This window comes from Afifella sp. IM 167 (assembly GCF_020144925.1).
In the GTDB taxonomy this organism is placed as follows: domain Bacteria; phylum Pseudomonadota; class Alphaproteobacteria; order Rhizobiales; family Afifellaceae; genus Afifella.
This window is the reverse complement of record NZ_NSLC01000006.1, coordinates 207,592-226,495: the sequence shown is the minus strand read 5'-3', so window position 1 is coordinate 226,495 and position 18,904 is coordinate 207,592. Positions and strand designations below refer to the sequence as shown.

The 18,904-nt window shown below is 61.6% G+C and carries 20 protein-coding genes; 12 read left to right on the top strand and 8 right to left on the bottom strand.

The annotated features are described in order from the left end of the window. Positions 1-46: 46 nt before the first annotated feature. The 7 genes from CLD20_RS12830 to CLD20_RS12800 all read right to left on the bottom strand — a co-directional run bounded on the left by CLD20_RS12830 (position 47) and on the right by CLD20_RS12800 (position 7,925). Positions 47-3,481 (bottom strand): ATP-dependent helicase, encoded by a 3,435-nt coding sequence (locus CLD20_RS12830; RefSeq protein WP_224407042.1) that lies wholly within the window; start codon positions 3,479-3,481, stop codon positions 47-49. 4 nt (positions 3,482-3,485) lie between these two features. Beyond that, the gene (locus CLD20_RS12825; RefSeq protein ID WP_224407041.1) at positions 3,486-4,139 is read right to left on the bottom strand and encodes a hypothetical protein; all 654 of its coding nucleotides are present in this window, start codon (positions 4,137-4,139) and stop codon (positions 3,486-3,488) included. Continuing rightward, on the bottom strand, positions 4,136-4,888 hold the full coding sequence (locus CLD20_RS12820; RefSeq protein WP_224407040.1) for a hypothetical protein: 753 nt from the start codon (positions 4,886-4,888) through the stop codon (positions 4,136-4,138). Before CLD20_RS12820 ends, CLD20_RS12825 begins: the two co-directional genes overlap by 4 nt. Positions 4,889-5,125: 237 nt before the next feature. After that, positions 5,126-5,569 (bottom strand): very short patch repair endonuclease, encoded by a 444-nt coding sequence (locus CLD20_RS12815; protein WP_224407039.1) that lies wholly within the window; start codon positions 5,567-5,569, stop codon positions 5,126-5,128. Further along, the gene (locus CLD20_RS12810) at positions 5,550-6,494 is read right to left on the bottom strand and encodes an Eco29kI family restriction endonuclease (protein WP_224407038.1); all 945 of its coding nucleotides are present in this window, start codon (positions 6,492-6,494) and stop codon (positions 5,550-5,552) included. The genes CLD20_RS12815 and CLD20_RS12810 overlap by 20 nt, the downstream gene beginning before the upstream one ends. Positions 6,495-6,568: 74 nt before the next feature. Next, positions 6,569-7,735, bottom strand: a complete 1,167-nt coding sequence (locus CLD20_RS12805; RefSeq protein ID WP_224407037.1) for a DNA cytosine methyltransferase — start codon at positions 7,733-7,735, stop codon at positions 6,569-6,571. Beyond that, the gene (locus tag CLD20_RS12800; protein ID WP_109768167.1) at positions 7,722-7,925 is read right to left on the bottom strand and encodes a CopG family transcriptional regulator; all 204 of its coding nucleotides are present in this window, start codon (positions 7,923-7,925) and stop codon (positions 7,722-7,724) included. The genes CLD20_RS12805 and CLD20_RS12800 overlap by 14 nt, the downstream gene beginning before the upstream one ends. Before the next feature lie 491 nt (positions 7,926-8,416). Here CLD20_RS12800 and CLD20_RS12795 point away from each other — a divergent pair, with 491 nt between their 5' ends. The 8 genes from CLD20_RS12795 (at position 8,417) to CLD20_RS12760 (ending at position 16,846) form a co-directional block, all read left to right on the top strand. After that, complete coding sequence (locus CLD20_RS12795; RefSeq protein ID WP_224407036.1) at positions 8,417-9,361, top strand: ArdC family protein; 945 nt, start codon at positions 8,417-8,419, stop codon at positions 9,359-9,361. After that, positions 9,358-9,735: a DUF2958 domain-containing protein gene (locus CLD20_RS12790; RefSeq protein WP_224407035.1), complete on the top strand. Its 378-nt coding sequence runs from the start codon at positions 9,358-9,360 to the stop codon at positions 9,733-9,735. The genes CLD20_RS12795 and CLD20_RS12790 overlap by 4 nt, the downstream gene beginning before the upstream one ends. Before the next feature lie 126 nt (positions 9,736-9,861). Next, complete coding sequence (locus CLD20_RS12785; protein WP_224407034.1) at positions 9,862-11,979, top strand: ParB/RepB/Spo0J family partition protein; 2,118 nt, start codon at positions 9,862-9,864, stop codon at positions 11,977-11,979. 65 nt (positions 11,980-12,044) lie between these two features. Then, entirely contained in the window at positions 12,045-13,109 is a 1,065-nt protein-coding gene (locus CLD20_RS12780) for a toprim domain-containing protein (protein ID WP_224407033.1), read from the top strand. Between the two features lie 324 nt (positions 13,110-13,433). Continuing rightward, complete coding sequence (locus tag CLD20_RS12775; protein ID WP_224407032.1) at positions 13,434-14,354, top strand: DUF2493 domain-containing protein; 921 nt, start codon at positions 13,434-13,436, stop codon at positions 14,352-14,354. Between the two features lie 152 nt (positions 14,355-14,506). Next, positions 14,507-15,283 (top strand): hypothetical protein, encoded by a 777-nt coding sequence (locus CLD20_RS12770; RefSeq protein ID WP_224407031.1) that lies wholly within the window; start codon positions 14,507-14,509, stop codon positions 15,281-15,283. A 221-nt stretch (positions 15,284-15,504) separates the two neighbouring features. After that, positions 15,505-15,945 carry a hypothetical protein gene (locus CLD20_RS12765; RefSeq protein ID WP_224407030.1) on the top strand — a complete coding sequence of 147 codons (441 nt, stop codon included), beginning with the start codon at positions 15,505-15,507 and terminating at the stop codon, positions 15,943-15,945. 580 nt (positions 15,946-16,525) lie between these two features. Next, positions 16,526-16,846 carry a DUF736 domain-containing protein gene (locus tag CLD20_RS12760; RefSeq protein WP_224407029.1) on the top strand — a complete coding sequence of 107 codons (321 nt, stop codon included), beginning with the start codon at positions 16,526-16,528 and terminating at the stop codon, positions 16,844-16,846. A 69-nt stretch (positions 16,847-16,915) separates the two neighbouring features. Here CLD20_RS12760 and CLD20_RS12755 read toward each other — a convergent pair whose 3' ends face one another. Then, positions 16,916-17,134: a helix-turn-helix domain-containing protein gene (locus tag CLD20_RS12755; RefSeq protein WP_224407028.1), complete on the bottom strand. Its 219-nt coding sequence runs from the start codon at positions 17,132-17,134 to the stop codon at positions 16,916-16,918. 225 nt (positions 17,135-17,359) lie between these two features. Here CLD20_RS12755 and CLD20_RS12750 point away from each other — a divergent pair, with 225 nt between their 5' ends. The 4 genes from CLD20_RS12750 (at position 17,360) to CLD20_RS12735 (ending at position 18,902) form a co-directional block, all read left to right on the top strand. Next, positions 17,360-17,623 (top strand): DNA -binding domain-containing protein, encoded by a 264-nt coding sequence (locus CLD20_RS12750; protein ID WP_224407027.1) that lies wholly within the window; start codon positions 17,360-17,362, stop codon positions 17,621-17,623. A gap of 120 nt (positions 17,624-17,743) precedes the next feature. After that, positions 17,744-18,031 (top strand): transcriptional regulator domain-containing protein, encoded by a 288-nt coding sequence (locus CLD20_RS12745; RefSeq protein WP_224407026.1) that lies wholly within the window; start codon positions 17,744-17,746, stop codon positions 18,029-18,031. A 148-nt stretch (positions 18,032-18,179) separates the two neighbouring features. Next, positions 18,180-18,506: a DUF2285 domain-containing protein gene (locus CLD20_RS12740; protein ID WP_224407025.1), complete on the top strand. Its 327-nt coding sequence runs from the start codon at positions 18,180-18,182 to the stop codon at positions 18,504-18,506. A gap of 120 nt (positions 18,507-18,626) precedes the next feature. After that, positions 18,627-18,902 carry an AlpA family transcriptional regulator gene (locus CLD20_RS12735; protein WP_224407024.1) on the top strand — a complete coding sequence of 92 codons (276 nt, stop codon included), beginning with the start codon at positions 18,627-18,629 and terminating at the stop codon, positions 18,900-18,902. The last annotated feature ends 2 nt before the right edge of the window (positions 18,903-18,904 follow it).

Here is an 18,904-nt window from a genome sequence, read left to right as displayed (position 1 = left end):
TTGATCGCCAGCGGAGCAGCAACCCGGAAAGGCCAGTTGCCATAATTCAGTCGAGCTGAAGTGCGCCGGTCGGCGCGGACGGGCAAATAAAGAAGTGGGGGCACCGCGGGCAGGTCACCGCGTCCACCTCCGGCGGAAACTCGCCGGAAGCGATTCCGCCCAGCAGGGTGTCACTCTTTTTGTGACGATTCCCGAGCTTGGTCGGGCTGATCACCACAGGCTCATGGGTTTCATCGGTCAAATGAAGCGCCTGCACGATCGCGGCGGCGCCAAACTCGCTGCGGGCCGCAAGCTCGTAGAGTGTGTATTCCAGACGATCATACTCGTCGCTTCGCTTATATCCCGTCCGGACCCGCCGGATGACAACGGTCCCGTCGGCCATTTCAGCCAATTCATTTGGCTCCACAAGCACCCGCCCGTTGGGAAAGTCGATGGCGAGGGGCTCGGCCTTGCGGAAGCGGTGTCCGGCCCCGGCATTAAGCAGCGCCGCGATCAAGCGAGAAGCGAGCTTGCGATAGTCAGCAGCGAACGCATGATCTGCGGGTCCGCGTACCTTCCAAATTTCCTCGAACGCCGCTTCCGCTTCGTGAAGCTTGGGATCACCGCTGCGGCGGGCGTCCGCGAGCCAGCGCAACAATTCGTAAAGGCAGTCGTGTGTGCGCGAAAAGGCCGTCGGCTTTCGAGCACCGCCCAAGCCCAGAACGTGCGTATAGAAGAAACGGCGCGGGCACTTCTCATACGAGCCCAGACGGCTGTCCGTCATCGCCCAATCCGATGGCCAGCTGATCGTGATCGGTTGCGGCTCTGGCACACCGGGAGGCAGCGTCAACCTGGCCGGGTCCGGAAGCTCTTTAACCTTACTGGCAGGGAGCCACTTGAGATACGGCGACGGAGAGCGCCCGTTTCCGTTTCGTTGTTTTCGCGCGTGATAAAGACGAAGACAGGTCCGGGCACGCGAGAGAGCGACGAAGAACAGACACTCCTCCTCGTCACTATGGGAACGCTTTGCTTCGTCCGCCGACGAAATGTCACCAAGCCCCTCGATCATCCCTTTGGGTGGCGGACAGCGCTGGCCGCGGTTGGAACTCGGGAAACTCGCGACCGTCAAGCCCGGCACATGCACGGCCTCAAATTCGAGGCCCTTGCTGCCATGTACCGTCATTAGTCGAACCGCGTCTAGGTGCAGCGCTGAAGCCGGAACTTGGCGCAGATCGCGTTCTTCCGCGAGCAGGACCAGCTGACGTACCCGATCAAGCGTGCCCTGGATAGGATTCCCCCGTCCGACCGGACTTTGTTCTCGCACAAAGTTGAGGAACTGCCAGACCGCCACAGCGCGCATACGCTCGGTGACTGAGGCTGCGTTACCCAACTGTTTGGCTAGGTCCGTTCGATCGAGAAGAAAGACGGCGAGAAACTCCCAGGCGCTGGCACTCGCACTGATGCCCTTAAGGTCCGACGCGAGGCGTTCAATCCCTTCGCATCCCGAAGCAGACAAGCCAGGCGCTGTCGCAGCAACCGCGAGACCCATCAGAGCCGGCTTTCCAAGCGATCGCAGATATCGGCTCACACAATGCACATCCTGCAGCGAGAGACCGTATCGCGGCATCGCACCAACGCGCACCAAGGCGTCACCGAAAGGATCAACGGCGAGGCTCAGTAGCGCCAGTAAATCGCGAACCTCCTCGCGTTCAAACAGGCTGCCAAGGTGCAATACTGGAATACCGCGCGCCTCAAGTGCCGACGCGATTTCGTTCAGCCGACCATTTGTCCGGCACAGAACCGCCTGGTCCCGGAGCTGAACTCCGGCCGCCTCAAGCTCACGAATGCTCGCCGCGACACCCTCGGCTTCGTATTCCAGTGTCTCAAAGCTCCGAATCTCTGGACCACCTGGGCCTTTTCCACGGTCAGCCTCCAGTGCCAGCTTCAGCATGCCTTCGGAAGCGCCCATATGCGGCGCGACCGAAACGAAGCTGTCCACTATCTGCTCGGTCGAACGATAGTTGACACCGAGCTGATCGATCACGGCCTCTTTGTAGTCGGAGGTGAAGCGGACCATGTTTTCGGAGGAAGCGCCACGAAAGCGATAGATCGATTGTCGCGCGTCGCCAACGACCCAGAGCCGTTCCCCATCGCCTGCCACCATCTTAAGCAGACGAGCGCTTGCCCGGTTCACGTCCTGATATTCATCGACAAGCACATGCCGGTGCCGGAGTTGCACACTGACACGCGCCACCTCATCTTCTTCCAGAAGACGGGTCGGGCGCATGATGAGGTCGCCGAAATCGACGCCGCCATGTCTACGCAACGCAGCTTCATAGAGATCGTAGATATCCGCGATCTCAAGGCATTTGGCGGCCGCGATTCGCGCATCGTCATCAAAAGTGTCCGCGTCCGCCCGCATCGTGTTCGCGAGATCGCGGTATCGTTCAGGCCCGACCATTTCATCCTTGGCGCGCGAGATAGCCCCAACAATGTCGCGAAGCACCATCGCCGGATCCCAGAGGTTCCGATAGTGGACCAGTGGCAGCGTTGGCAAAATGTCCTCGAGCACTTCGATCGCGTCGCTACGGTCAAATAGCGACGGATTCGGCGTCAGTTGAAACCTATCGTGATAGCGCCTCACCAGATCGAGGCCGAACGCGTGAAAGGTCCCGATCCAAAGCTTCGGAGCCGCTTCTGGCGCCGCCGCGGTCAATCGTTCCGACAATTCTCCAGCGGCACGATTGGAAAATGTTAGTATGAGAATCGCCGCCGGATCGATGCCCTCCGCCAATAGCGAATGCACACGCTTCACCAATGTCCGTGTCTTGCCGGTCCCCGGCCCGGCTTGAAGTTGAAAAGGCTTGTCGCGGTGCGCTGCGGCTCGATCCTGGGAGGGATCTGGCTTGCGTGCGACCGCCGGTTCGGGCGCGGATTCCGTTTCAATCACTAAAGGTGGCAGCAACAACGCGTCGAACAGCTGCTGCCGGACCAACGCGACGTGAAGATTTGTCCGCTCACAAATTGCTGCAGCCGAGAGATCTTGCTCTAGGTACAGCACGCGCGCGAAAGCACGCGGCAGCACAAGCTCGCGAGCATACACATTGGCTTGGAGCTCGCGACGCTCGCGAGCCCCATAATCCTCGACACGCTGGAGCCCCACCGGCGCTGCTTCCATGCTGCGCGACGGATCAATATCGGCTTGGCCGCAAGTCGCGGAGCCAGCATGGAGCTCGGAATGCCCAAGCTCATGTGCGACAAGGAGTGCTCGAGTGACGGAGTCCCCATCTTCCTCGCAGCAGATCGTTCCGCCCTGATCATCATATAGCGCGCGTGCGCCTTTCAGTGCCGGATCGCCTTTTGGCAGCCACACCAGTTCAATATCGCGACGCGCCACGGCCGCCTGAACAAATGCAAGTAGGTCAAACGGGTTTTGTCCCTCCGAAAGCAATTGCTCATGGAGTGCCGAGGCCTTGGAGCGGATTGGTTCGAAGGGATCCACGAGATCAGAGCTCCAACAAAAACGTCTGTTGGGCCTCACTCAGTCCCGAGTTTCTCACCGCCTCCTCGAAGCTTTGCTGCGCACCGGCCGTGGGTTTGCCTTCCGCCTTGAAAAACTGTCCTGTCGGCGCTGCCTGTCGCGCGGAAAAATGGGCCATCACGACATCGAGTGGTGCCGTTAGTTCCTTTGCTACGTGAGCCTGAAAACCCGGCGTCATGGTCAAAGGATCAATTTGTCGGTCTCGCAGCTTGCCAACAAAAACAGCATTCGCATTCAAGCGCGCGGCGAAGGCACGGTATTCGCTTCGTGACAAACCCGCGAACGGATTGGCAGCGTCTGCAAATTGATGGGCACTCTTCACTTCGGGCGCACGCGTTGTGTGGGCATGCAGCCGGTTCTGGAAGTGGCTCATCGCGCGACTGACGGCCGGGCTGACCGCGGTCGTGTCGATAGCCGCCTCGGCTGCCTCAACAACACTATCGCCACGCAGTGCGTCAACCGCGATCGAGATCGCGAATTCCGTCAATTCTTGCCCAAACTGAGGATAACGCCGAACAATATCATCCAGCAGCTTCGCGTCCGGCACTTCCTGCGCGGTGGACAGAACATAGTAGGCTTCCCGCAATGCGTGCGGGGTCGCGTCAAGGGTCTGGCTCATAGGTCCTCCTTAAAACGGGACAACTTCGCCGCAGCCCGCGAGAGGCGATTGCGAATGGTTCGTCCCGTGCATTTGCAACGTGTCGCGGCCGTTTCCTCGTCTGGATTCTCGGACTCTTCCTTGTATCCGAGGACATGAACGAGAATGACGGCTTCACGCTCATCGTCCGGCAACGCTTCGATCGCCTTCACGAACGGCTCCCGGAACACATCCCACTCCTGGGTCGGCAGCACCTTGAAATTCTCCGACACCCGGGCGAACGCATCCTCGTAAGCATCGGGCTCGCCTGACACGTCCGATGTCGGCAAATCGACGGTTCTGATCGTGCGGCCACGGCGGCGCATTGCACGTCGAACGCCATCGATGCGAAGTGAGCGGAATGCCAGATTGAAGCGACACTCATAAAAATCGAGTTCGTCGGGGAAGTCACCGCCCCCATCGAGGACAAACAAATCCGTCAGGTCCTCAAGAATCTGTTGGCGAATACCGCTAGCGTCCGGCAGCGTCCCGTCGGGCACTTTGACCAGAAGATTTGCTTCGCATCGCGCGAGCAGCACCGGGAGAACCGAACTCATCAATTGCTGGTCATCAGTACGGCGCCCCTCCCGAACAAGATGCACAAGGCATTCCGAACGAAGATAGGCAGGGTGGCTGTGATCAGTGATCGAAAGGCGGGTACCCAGGTCGGATCGCGAAAGGCCGATCGCCTGGTCGATCTGAACCTCGACCACGGTCGGACGCGTGTACAACGCGCCATCCGAGTCGGTATTCCTCAACGGTCGAGCCATTTGCCCCCCTTTCCCGACGCCTCAGCGGTTCCTCGACGTCAATTTCCCGCGCTTGCCTGTGTAATCGTCGTCTGGCGAGAAACCCGGAAAGCATTTCCTCAAAATATTTCCCAGCCACCCGACACCGTTGACAATCGCCCTCCCCTCGATCCCTCGCACCAGCGCAAAATCACAAACCTAGCCTTTTCCGGGGCGGCGCTAACCATTCGCCGCCCGCGCCCTCACGATATCCCGCACCTCTTCTACGAGCTGTGCCAATTGGGCTGACTTGGTCTGACACTCCCAAATCTCGATCACCGCCCAGCCCAGTTCCTCCAGCTCCACCCGAACCCTTTCATCGCGCGCGCGATTCCCCTCGAGCTTGGGCCGCCAGAATCCCAGTCTCGACTTCGGCATGCGCGCGAGCTTGCACGCCGGATCAGGATGCTGATGCCAGAAGCAACCGTGAACAAACACGGCGACGCGGGCACGCGGGAAAACGATATCCGGCTTGCCCGGAAGCCCCTTCGCGTGCAGCCTATATCTCAGCCCCGCTGAATGCAGCGCGCTGCGCACCCGCATCTCTGGCTTCGTGTCACGCGCCCGAATGCGCGCCATCTGAGCACTACGCGCGCCCCGCGTTTCACTCGTCGTCAGCACCACCAGCCTCATCCGGTTGAGGCCCCTCCACATCGTCGCCAACCGGGGGAGTATGGGTTTCGATCGCAGCGTCCTCCTGCCGGAAGCCCTCCAGCATTTCCTCCAGCAACGCGGCATGATCCAGGCGAACCGGCACCCTTTCCAGGGTTTCCGCTATTCGCTGCCCGATTTGCTCCGGTGTCAGCGAGTCCTCCAGACGCTCATCAAGTGCCCAGGCGCGGCCGGGATGCACGACATCCCAAGGCGAGCGTTTGTTCGCCCTGGTCTTGGCGGCGTCCCCGTGCTTGCTCATACCCCAGCAAGCCTTGGTCTCCGAGTTCCATATCGGCCAGAATGTTCGAATGAGATGCTTTTCGGCGACCAGTTGAGCGTTCGTCGCGCAGACCAGCCTCCTGCAAACGAAATCACGCAGTTGAATCGGCGACAAATGCGCTGGCAATTGATCGGCGTAGGCCTCCGCGGTTCCGATAGTGCCCGCATGCTCCAGGAGCCGCGCCGTCAGCTTGGCGCCCTGCTCCCGCGCCGTGCTCGCGTCATGATTGGCTGGGTCCGCCTTTCCCACGTAAATGGGCGTCTCGGATCCCGAGATGCTGGCGTAGAGCGGATGCCCGCCGCGATAGTAGATCGCATACACCCCCGAGCCATAGGCGGGCTGGATATCCTCGAGCGCGATCAACGGCTGAGCCAGAAGCGCTATCGAGACCATCCGGCCAATCGCCTTCGGGTCCGCGGGATCAAATGTCGCGCGCGGCATTCGGATCGGATCGGTGGATGAGCGCGCCGCCTCGACGGCCTCCGCGTGCGAGGCGAGCCCGTCACGAATACGCCGAACAACAGCCGGAGGAGGATTATCCCCGGCGGCGGCTAGCACCGCCTCCAGCGCCTTCTCCAGCTCATTGATCGCTGTCCGATCCGGCGAACGCGCCATAAATTAGACCTCCCGGTTTGCCGATACGAGGTCTCTCGGTCGCGATTCGCCCCCGGCTGTTTACATCGGCAATACTATGCCGCCTTCCGATTTGAATCCAATACGCCCGGCCGTTGCTTGTTAATCATCCCGGAAAGCCATCTTCCAGCCGCCGCTCCAAGCTGCGCCGGTACCGCGTTTCCGAGTTGACGCATGCTCTCCGTCCAAGAACGCGGAAACTCATAATCATCAGGCAAGCCGACCAGACGCGCCGCCTCACGAGTGGTGAAATAGCGAACCGAGCCGTCATCGCGAACCATCATATTCTCACCGCCGGGCACGCCATGGTCGCCAGCCTTCAATGCCTTCGCCGGCAGATCCAGTGGGCTCCCCGTATGTCCGGGATAAACCTTCGCCCCTGACTGAAACACATGGTTTCCAACACCATTCGGATCACCCAGGTCGGCAAGGGCGTCGCGAACAGTCACCCAGGGCAGCCCCTTGGGATCCCGGCCCTCGCGTCTCAAGGCCGCCACCCTCGTCTGGTCCTGCCGCAATTGCGGCTCGGTTCGGACCTTGAGGCCGTGACGCGCCCAGTATTCTCCCGTCACATATTGATCCCAGAGCAATTTGTCGCGGGAATGGGACGGGGTCATTGGCAGCGGATCCACACCCATGTCGGCGCGAATACCAAAAATGAGAACACGATGCCGGATTTGCGGCGCGCCGAAGTCAGCAGCGTTCACAAGCTGCCACACCACCCGATATTCCGGCTTCGCTCGTGACGCGAGTAAACGCTCGCGATGCTCATCGTGCGTCTCGTTGGCCTTACGCTGTATCGAGGGTTGCTCGAGATGCGCGAGTATCCAATTGAGATAAGGCCGGAAACGCGGCCCGGAAATATTTCGCACATTCTCGAAAAGGAAGGATCGCGGCTGCGCTTCCCGCACCGCGCGAATCGCCTCCGGCCACATGTCACGGCTATCCGCCTGGCCCAGCTTCTTTCCGCCAATCCCGAAGGGCTGACAAGGTGGACCGCCCGATACCGCGTCCAGAGCGCCAAACGCGCTCCAGTCGATCTCCCGAACGTCCTGGAGATTCATCGGCCACGCATCGACATGCTTAACGCCATTGGCCTTGTTGTGCAGAACGGTCGCCACCGCGTCCCGGTCGAATTCAGCCATGTGGCGATGCATGAAACCAGCCTGGGACATCCCCAAAGCAAGTCCGCCGCATCCGGCGAAGAGTTCAGCGCTTTCCATCCTCGCCCCTTTCCAGCTCGAGCGGGAGCATTGGCCCCCCAGCGGCTTCTTCCAAATAACGCTCGACCGCGCGACGGACGAGCCAGGCGACCTTCACCCCCTGCGTCTTGGCAAGGCGATCAAGCTCGGCCTTCTGCGCTCTGGTCAAAGTCGTGGTAACGCGCTCGGCGTCCTTACCATCCTTGCCCACTTGGAACCTCCGCGGCGATCCGCGGCATTCCGCGGCGCAATGCCACTTTGCCTCAAGTTCCTTCAAATGGCAAGATAACAGACAATAGTGAACAAATAAAGAACATCATGATCGCGAAACCGCCACGCGGGCGTCGAATGCCCCGTTAGCGGCCGGACTCGCCGCGCTCGATAGACATATCATCCAACCTCGGTGGCGCCTCTCGCCTAGAATCTCCCGTCCACAGGGATTCGAATAGCCTTCGCCCTTCCCCTGAGCATCAGTCACGCCGTCCCGACTTTGCGTGGATCCGGTTTTGCGGAAGCGTGTTTCCACTGATCGTCCATGAGGGGAAAGCCTTCCCCTCCGGCCAAGCCTTTGGTCTCGGCCGACCCCTTCGAGCGGGGGTTCCCCCGCAACGCCCCCTTTCCAGAGTGAGAGTGCGGACGGGTTTGCCGTGACGGGATGAGGACCGGAGGAGAGGCCTCCGGCGCCCGTCGCGGAGACCCGCGATGTCCAGACAAAACCGCAAATCCGGCGCCCGGCGCGACCGGACCAATCTCTATTCCGAAATCACCGACAAGATCATCGCCGAACTGGAGGCCGGCCGGGTGCCCTGGGTTCAGCCCTGGGGCACGGCTGCGGCCAAGGCGCCCATTGGCCTTCCGAAGAACGCCTCCACCGATCTTCAATATTCGGGGATCAATGTCCTGCTGCTCTGGGGCGCCGTGATCGAACGCGGCTTCTCCGGCCAGAGCTGGCTGACCTTCCGCCAAGCGCTGTCGCTCGGCGGAAACGTCCGCAAGGGCGAGCGCGGCACCACCATCGTCTATGCTGACCGCTTCGTGCCGGAGGACGAGAAGCGCCGTGCGCGCGAGACCGGCGAGGACGCCCAGGCGATCCCTTTCCTCAAGCGCTTCACCGTCTTCAACACCGACCAGTGCGAGAATCTACCCGAGGATGTCGCGATCACCGCGCCACCCGTGCCGACGGGTCTGATCGAACCACGCGTCGAGGCGCTGATCGCCGCGACCGGCATCGACTTTCGCATCGGCGGCAACCGGGCGTTCTACGTGCCCGCCCACGACTATGTGCAGGTGCCGCCGCCACAGGCCTATTTCGAGCCGATCAATTGGCACCGCACCGCGCTGCACGAAATGGGCCACGCGACAGGCCATGCCTCGCGTCTGGGGCGTGATTTCTCGGGCTCGTTCGGCACGAAGAAATACGCCTTCGAGGAACTCATCGCCGAGATCAACGCGGCCTTCTGCTGCGCCTCGCTCGGCATCGCGCCGACCGTCCGGCACGCCGACTATATCGGCTCCTGGCTGGACGTGCTGCGCGAGGACAATCGCGCCATCGTTCGCGCCGCCAGCCAGGCGGGCAAGGCTGCCGACTGGCTTCTGGCCTTCGCGCCGGACGCGGTCGAGACCTCTCGCGACAGGAGGGTGGCATGATCCTGTTGACCGAAGACATTCGTGACCAGCTGCTCGCCAATGGACGGCAGCGCGATATCGACCATGTTCCCGTGGTGAAATTCTTCAATCCGGTCGGCGCGGCTACCTGGATCATCACCGAGATGGAGGCGGATGGCGACACGCTGTTCGGCCTTGCCGATCTCGGCTTCGGATGCCCGGAACTGGGCTCCTGCAGTCTTGCCGAACTCATCTCGGTGCGCCTGCCTTTCGGTCTCGGGATCGAACACGACACCCTGTTTCAGGCCACCTTCCCGCTCTCGGTCTATGCCGAGGCTGCCCGACAAGCCGGGAACATCGTCGAAAGCGAGCAGTTGCTGCATGCCGCCGTTGCGACGCTGCGGGACCGCCGGTGAAGTGCCACTGCCTGGGTCTGTTTTCCTCTCGATCGACACAGTGAGAGTGAGAGGGCTGCGCCCTTTTCCGTGACGGGTTGGAAGTCGAGAGAGAGCCTCTCGGCGCCCGTCGCGGAGTAAATGATCATGGCGAATGCAGCCAAGAAAATCACCCTGTCGTCATCGCGCGACATCCCCTTCAACAAGCTCGTGCTCTCCCAGTCGAACGTCCGGCGGGTCAAGGCCGGCGTCTCGATAGAGGAGTTGGCCGAGGATATCGCCCGGCGCGGCCTTCTGCAGGGTCTCAGCGTTCGGCCCGTCACCGACGAGGCCGGAACCGAGACCGGCATGTTCGAGATCCCGGCCGGCGGCCGTCGCTATCGGGCGCTGGAGTTTCTCGTGAAGAAGAAGCGCATGACGAAGACCACGCCCGTACCCTGCATCGTGCGCGAGGACGGCATCGCCGAGGAGGATTCCCTCGCCGAGAACGTCCAGCGGGCACCGCTGCATCCGCTCGATCAGTTTCGTGCCTTCCTGACTCTGAAGGAGAAGGGCCAGTCCGAGGAGGAGATCGCCGCGACGTTCTTCGTCTCGGTCAATGTCGTCAAACAGCGGCTCAGACTCGCTTCCGTCTCGCCGAAGCTGCTCGACATCTATGCCGAGGACGGCATGTCACTCGACCAGTTGATGGCGTTCGCCGTGTCGGGTGACCATGAGCGCCAGGAGCAGGTGTTCGAGCGCCTGCGGCAGTCCCATGACAAGCAGCCCTATGCAATCCGGCGCATGCTGACCGAAGGCGCGGTTCGGGCTTCTGACAAGCGCGCGCAGTTCATCGGTATCGACGCCTATGTCGAGGCGGGCGGAACCGTGCTGCGCGACCTGTTCCAGTCGGACGACGGCGGCTGGCTGCAGGATGTTCCACTCGTCGAGGACATGGTGACGGACAAGCTCAGGCGGGAGGCTGAGGCCATTGTCGCCGAGGGTTGGAAATGGACCGATGCCGCTCCCGACTTCCCCTACGGGCACACCTTCGGCCTCCGCCAATTGCGTGGCGAGGAAATCCCTCTCTCGCCGGAGGAGGAAGCGTCCCGCGACGCGCTGAAGGCTGAATTCGGTCAGCTTGAGGAGCAATATGCCGAGGCCGACGAATTGCCCGACGACGTCGACGCGCGCCTCGGCGAGATCGAGATGGCGCTCGAGGCCTTCGAGGATCGCCCGGTCACATTCGATCCGGACGAGATCATCCGGGCCGGCGCCTTCGTCAGCATCGCGCACGACGGCAGCTTGCGCGTGGAGCGTGGCTTCGTCCGTCCCGAGGACGAGATCGTGCCTGAATCGGAAGCCGGCGGCGGTGATGCTGACGACGCTGGTACCGAACAACCGGACAGCGATGGCAACGAAGGTGACACCTCCGACAGCACAGAGGAACCGTCCGAACCCGATGAGGACGAAGGCTTGTCGCTGATCTCCGATCGGTTGATGGCGGAACTCACCGCCCATCGGACGCTCGGCCTGCGCAACGCGCTCGCCGAATGGCCGGACATCGCCTTCGTCGCGGCACTGCACGCCCTGACGCTGACGGTCTTCTACCACTACGGCTCGGACAGTTGCCTCGAACTCGGCCTGAAAAGTGTCGGGTTCAGCGCGCAGACGCCCGGCCTGAATGACAGCGCGGTTGCCGAAGCCGCGAACGCCCGGCATGAGGCCTGGTCCAAGCGCTTGCCGAAAGAGTCCGACGAACTCTGGGACGAGCTTCTTCAGTGGAGCGATGAAGACCGGGCCAGTCTCTTCGCCCATATCGTCAGCCTTTCGGTCAATGCCGTTTCCGAATCCTGGAACCGGCGCCCGAGGGCCCTCGCCCACGCGGATACGCTTGCGCGGACTATCGGCCTCGACATGGCAGTTGCCGGATGGCGCCCGACCGTCGACACGTACCTCGGCCGCGTCACCAAGGCGCGTATTCTGCAGGCGGTTGCCGAGGCGAAGGGCGAGCGCGCCGCTGATCGCATCGCCCATCTCAAGAAGGGCGATATGGCGACCGAGGCCGAGACGCTGCTCGCCGACACCGGCTGGCTGCCGGAGCCGCTGCGCACACCGGGCGAACCTGAGCAAAGCGTCCAGGAAACGACCAGCGATCCGGCGGAACCGGAATCGGTCGTCGTGGAAACAGCGGCCGAAGACGGTGAAACGGCTATGGGCACGGAAGACGTCCCGGACGAGAATGACGATGCCGAAGCGACATCTCACGTGGTCGCCGCCGAATAGAGCGGTAACCGAACCGGCAACTGGCCCGCGGCAACGCGGGCCTTTTTCTTTGAGGGATGCAGAACATGGCGCAACTAGCGAGTGACCTCTCAGCGCGGCTTGCCCGTGACGCGGAAGCCGTGTGCCGTGAATATCTGTCGAACGGGCATAAATCCGGTCGGTACTGGATCGTGGGCGACGTGCGCAACACCAAGGGTCGGTCGATGTTCGTGCGGCTGACCGGCCCCGAATCCGGCAAAGGCGCCGCCGGCAAATGGACCGACGCCGCGACGGGCGAACATGGTGATCTCCTCGACGTCATCCGCGAAAGCTGCGGTCTGACGGAGTTCAGGGACATCGCTGACGAAGCGCGGCGGTTTCTCAGCCTGCCGCATCCCGAACCGGAGCCGGCATCATCGCCTAGACGGACGTCGCCCGCACCAACGGGCTCGCCACTCGCAGCGAAACGCCTCTTCTCGATGGCGCAGCCGATTATGGGTACACCCGCGGAATCGTATTTCCGTAAACGCGGCATTACGGCCTTGCACGGAACCGGATCGCTGCGATTTCATCCGCGCTGCTACTACCGGCCTGACGACCACAGCCCGACAGAGACGTGGCCCGCACTGATCGCGTCTGTCACCGATCTCGATGGTCATCAGGCCGGCGTACACCGGACCTGGCTCGATCCGAACGGCTTCAGCGAGAGGACACTCGGCAAGGCCCCGATAGACACGCCGCGACGGGCAATGGGCGACCTGCTAGGCCATGCGGTGCGCTTTGGCGTGGCGGGCGAGGTCATGGCGGCGGGCGAAGGCATCGAGACCATGCTGTCGCTGCGGTGTGTTTTGCCCGAGATGCCCATGGCAGCAGCGCTCTCCGCAGCCCATCTCGCCGCCATCCTGTTCCCCGACAAGCTGCGCCGGCTCTATATCGTCCGCGACGACGACCCGGCGGGAGATGGCGCAAGGGATACGCTGGTCGAACGGGCCGATGCGCTCGGCATCGAAGCGCTGCCGCTCTCGCCGATGCTGGGCGATTTCAACGAGGATCTGCGCCTTCGTGGTCTCAACGCCTTCCGGGCTTCGATCCGGGTCCAGCTCGCCCCGCAGGATGTCGCCAGGTTCATGCAGTCCGTTCTGTCCGCCTGAACGGGGCGGCGGTGCGGGCTATGGCGGTGACGTCGGAGCCTTCGTCAACGCCTCCCAGTGAATGTCGGAGAGGGCCGCGCCCCGGCCTTCCTGAGAGGGCGACCGGACAGCAGGCGGCCCGGTCCGGCAATGGCTGCGGCCAACGATTTTCCGGCGGCCCTGCGGGCCTTTCCATCGCGAAACAAAATCGCCGGCCTCCGCCATCCTCCGCTGACGCTCCAGTCCTTCCGCTGCCGCTCCAGGATGCAGGCCCGGTCCGCCCGCCGTCTTTCGGCGCCATGAAGGCCGCGGCGGGCGCGGCCAACCGACAAAGGGGGCCACCCGATGACACTCGACGACGACACCTTCGAACCCCACCCCGAATCCTCGCCAACCGAGCACGCACTGAACGAACTGGAACTTCATGGCTACCGCCACAACGGGCACGGCCCGGACCCACGCCTCGTCCCGGAGGACAATGTCATCGCCGGCGCGGTCTCCGACATCTTCGACGCCCTGATCGCCACCATGGCGGATACCGCCCTCGACGGTGAACTCGACGATCTGCTCTGGTCGACCGTCAACATGTTCCAGCGTGCGGCCGACCGGATCGAGCGCAAGCTCGACGACAACGAGCAGGCCCAGAAGCGCGGGCAACGCGAACAGGATGGCTCCGAAATCAAGGCGGTCGAACTCGAACACCTCATCGAGACCGGACAAGGCCTCATCGAGCGCCGCGACAGCCTGGAGGTCTTCCGCGACAGCGCCGCCGAGCATTATCTGCGTACCACCGGATCACCCTGGTCACCGCGCACCGGGTCACAGGTCAACCACCGCGCGCTCACATCGGCGATGATCGACAGTCGGGACTTCATCGCCGAGCGCAAACGCGCCAACCGCGAAGTGCTATTGCCCGCTGGTCCGAAGGTCGCCGTCTCCGGAGGTGCCGACATCAACGATCACAAACTGATCTGGGACAAGCTGGACCAGGTGCATGCCAAGCACCCCGACATGGTTCTGATGCACGGCAAATCGCCGAAAGGCGCCGAGAAGATCGCCGCCCGCTGGGCCGATCATCGCAACGTCACCCAGATCGGCTTTGCGCCGGACTGGACCAGGCACGGCCGCGCCGCGCCCTTCAAGCGGAACGACCAGATGCTCGATGTCCTGCCGATCGGGGTCATGGTGTTCCCTGGCACAGGCATTCAGGAAAACCTTGCCGACAAGGCCCGCAAGCTCGGCATCCCGGTCTGGCGGTTTGAGTGAAATAACACTGGTTGCCTCATCTAGAATGAGGAGGTTCGCCAAAACTTCATTCAGGACACTTTTCGAGCTACACAGTATTCCACAATGCTCGGCGACACATCGCCCCCTCAGCATGGGACGTTGGGCGTGCAGCAGGCCAGGCCAATTCGACCATGACACACACGTTCACTTCGCTACGCCACCCGCAGGAAAAGCTTCTGGAAGCTGAGTATTTTCTCGGGCGACTGGTGAAATCGAACGGTCTCGAATTTCAATTTGAATTGAATGCCTTTCTATCGGCTAGCCGGAGCGTTTCCTTCGTTCTACAGAAAGCGATGGCTGGCGTTGCTGATTTTGCCGGATGGTATTCCAAGCAGCAGACAGCGATGAAAGCTGACATCGCGATGCGGTACTTCCTTGAATTACGAAATGTATCTCAGAAGCAGGGACCGGTTTCGTTTGTCGGCGGGTCCCTTCCAAATGGCCTCTGGACCTATCGGTTCGTTGGGTGCGCGCACGATGTACCACCCGAACTGGTCGGGGCCGACATCGGAGCCAGTTGCGCGACACATCTCTCGAAACTCGGACAATTGTTGCTGGACTGCGCCCAAACATTTCCGTTCCAAAGTTGTCCGGCACGGGCTTTTACAGAAGAAGGTATGGCGGTCTTGGGCTATGATTGGGGCGACGTTGAAGCGGCCATGGGTCTACCGAAAGGTTATACCCAAGTTGGCAATTTCCCCGCCCGCGAAAGGCTTCGCATACTGTCCCGCGAAATCGAGCCTCTCGACATATCGTCGATCATGAGAATTGCCTCCCGCGACATTCGCGCTGATGGCTCGCCAGTCGTGTTTCCTGCCTCAAGCGGCACCGACCTCGTGGATCACATAGCGGCTAACTTGGGGTCGAGCGACAGTGACGAAAGCTCCCACCGCGATGTGTTCCTTTAGTCAGTCATGCAACGCATCAAAGACGCTGATGGATCGTAGTCCAATTCACTTCTGCCAAGATACTACAAGAGCGGCCTTCTCTCATCGAGACAAGATGGCGCCTAAGCACTGGAACACGCTCCGCGGCTAGCAGCCCAAGCATCATCGTGGTATTAACCTCAGAGCGCTGTGGTGGTGGTGGAGGCGCGACCGTTCGAACCTGATCTTACGGAGACACCACCATGATTATCTTATCGATTCTTGTTGCACTTGTAGCGATTAGCGCCCTCTGCTGGTTGCTGTTCGCCCTCGCCACCTACGCACTGCCCGCTTTCGCCGCTATAGCCGCCGGAACGTGGGCCTATGAATCTGGAGCTGGTCTTCCTGGTGGTCTCGTCGCCGGCCTGGCCTGCGCCGGCCTCGTATTTGGCATTGGGCAGTTTCTCATCATGAATGTCCGGCCGATCTGGATAAAAATGGCCGTTGCGCTCGCTTTCGTCGCGCCCGCCGCGATTGCCGGCTATTTCGCCACCCATGGCATTGTGAAACATCTGATGCCGGCGGATGCTTGGCAGGTTGGGCTTTCTGTACTGGGCGCAATCGCAGTCGGGATCACGGCTTTCGTTCGCATCACGTCCGTGGCCGCGCCGGAACGCGTGGGGCAAGGCGCGATAAGCGCGTAATCGCCCGCTAACGCGGAGCATGTCCAGATGCCAAAACCTCCTGTCCGTTCTCGTTTCAGATTGGCTGTGACGAGCACGCTCCATGGATCGCACGAGCCGCTGGGATGATGCACATCCCACGCTGTCACGAAGACGAGGCTGCCCCGAATGGCGTAACCGCGTCAGGACCGGAAATGGATAGGTTCCCGCCTGTTGATGCTCAGAGAAACAATGACATCACTGGCCTGCACTCCAGTCGACAACAACGGTTCGTTCGTTCGCATGGGCCTCGAATGCAATGCGTCGCCACTGTCTCCTTGAACGATCCCTGTGAGCCGACCGCTCCAAACGGCCTCTTCAATGGGCTGATCTGGCCGAAGGCCGGCTGCGCCTCGATCGCCTATCACGCAATGACGCCCGTCAAGTTTCATCCCCTGCCGGCTGTGCCGCCATTCCTCGCGAGACAAGAAACCCGCCGGATCGCCATCCTCCGCTGACGCTGCGGTCGCAAGCGATGCGCCGTCGATCGCCTACGGCCTCTTCGATCGCCATCGAGGCCGCAATGGTGCGGGCTCGAAACCAGTGATTAAGGAGAACTACCATGGCAACCATCGGCACCTTCAAGAAGTCCGGCAACGAATTCACCGGCGAAATCGTAACCCTCAACGTGCAGGCCAAGAACGTCCGCATCGTCCCCGAAACCAACCAGGTCAGCGAGAACGCACCCAGCCATCGGGTCCTGGTCGGCCGCGCCGAAATAGGGGCCGCATGGTCCAAGCAGTCAAACGAGGGCCGCGACTATCTCGGCCTCAAGCTCGACGATCCGAGCTTCACCGCTCCGATCTACGCCAACCTATTCGACGACGAAGACGGCGGTTTCAGCCTCATCTGGTCCCGCCCCACCCGTCGCAACGGCGAATAATCGCAAAGACCTTCCCGCCCGGAACTCCGGGCGGGGCCGTTATCTTTATCGGTGAAAGGAACCCAGCGATCACACCTGATCGTCGGGCTCGACAAGTTGTATGTGGCTAACGCCGAGAGCTTGAGCCAATTCGAAAAGGGTAATCACGGTCGGATTCCTCCGTCCGCGCTCCAAACTGCTGAGATATTGCTGGCTGAATCCGGAACGCGCTTCCACCTCTTCCTGGGTCAGGCCCTTTTCCCGACGCAGGCGGGCGAAGTTCCGGCCGACCAGTTTGCGCATGTCCATGCGCGGGAAGATCGCGGTTTACATACTTTAAGTTTATCAACTATAGTATGTAAATGGAGCGCCACACTGTTTTGATGAACCACTGCCCGCATTCCAGCCCCGAACCGCCACCTCAAGAATTTTCCCATATTTTCTTCGATCCGATTGCCGGGCGGCGCTCCAATGTGTTCAAATTGTGTTAACGAAAAAGGCGGGAATTCATAACCCGCCGCGATGGGACAGCGGATGGCCAACCCGGACTACCTCGATGAACCGCCGGTAGATGATCGGATCACCGATTATGATCGCGCGCATTTCAAGACCTATCTGCGGCTCCTCGACGCGGACGCCGAGGGGGCGGACTGGAAGGAGGCCGTCGAGATCATCTTCGGGATCGACCCGAAGCAAGAGCCGGACCGTGCACTTCACATCCACACATCGCACCTTGCACGAGCGCGCTGGATGACCGAGCACGGCTATCGCCATCTCCTGAGCGGAAATCCGCAATAATCGGACCCGTGATGCAGCGTCGGCATCACACCTTGCCCCAACGGAGACTTCCGCGACTACAATCAGAACGCGATCTTTATCGCCTGGGGGTACCTGTCAGCTTCGAGCGGAGGCGTATCCATGGCGGAGGACGCGGACTGGCGACACGGTAAGGCCTTCGACTATATCGACCGGCTCGACCCGGAGGGATTGGCATGGGAGTTTCTCCGCCGTAACCGCAAATACCAGGACGACTACAAGAAGATTCCGACAGAGAAGCGCGAGACCGCGAACGATCCGCTGACCAGATTATGGGGGTTGCGATTTCCCGGCTTCCCCGATCCTTCGCGCCACCGTTGCGAACATCTTTTTCGCTCCAGAAATCGACCCTGGAACGCTCATCCTGACAGCGCTTCCGCACTTCCCTGAATCCGACCTTCCTTCCCTCTTCCTGCCCGAGACCGATACGTTCCGGGCACCCGAGGGCCATTTCCTCTTCGTCGATATCGGCAAGCACCGGTTTCCAGCCCTATGTCCGGGCGCGCAGATACCGGCAGGACCGGTCTCACCCATAACCTTGCTTGATCGCTTTCTGGAGGATCGTCTCGATGCGATCCGACGGTTCTCGCACGCCATAAACGGGCGGCGATCCGTCGAAGACCTGCGCGTCACCCCGTACCGAAGGCACAATCTCAGGCAAATGCTGCGGGTCATCGACGGCCGCCGATCCGGCGCGACATTCCAGGAGATCGCCGAGATCGTTCTTCGCGCGGATCACGTTAGCGCCACGGCGTGGAAATCCATGTCCGAACGCGACGCCGTCATGCGCCGCTTTCGCGAAGGCATGAGGCTCGTCGAGGGCGCCTATCGCTCTCTCCTGTCCCGCCGCCACGCGACGACTTGACGAGGGTGCGAAACCGCCGTCGCGTCTTCGCACTCCCTCTCGTCACGCCTTCTCCGCCACCGTGCTCCCGTCGAACCGCCGATATCCGGCGGTCGTCCCAAAGACCACGGAGGCACGATCATGTCCGCGACACCCACCAGCTTGCCGCCACGCTATTTGAGAACCCCCGAAGCCGCGCGCTTCCTCGGCCTGTCCGGCCGAACACTCGAGAAGCACCGCACCTACGGCACCGGCCCCGCCTATCGCAAGCTCGGGGGCCGCGTCGTCTATTCGGTCGAGGATTTGCAGGCCTGGGCGAACCGCGGCGCTAAGACATCGACCTCCGACCCCGGCGCCGGCACGGTGCTGCCGGCCAAGCGGCATGAAGACATCCCGCGCGCCACAAACCGCCGCTGATC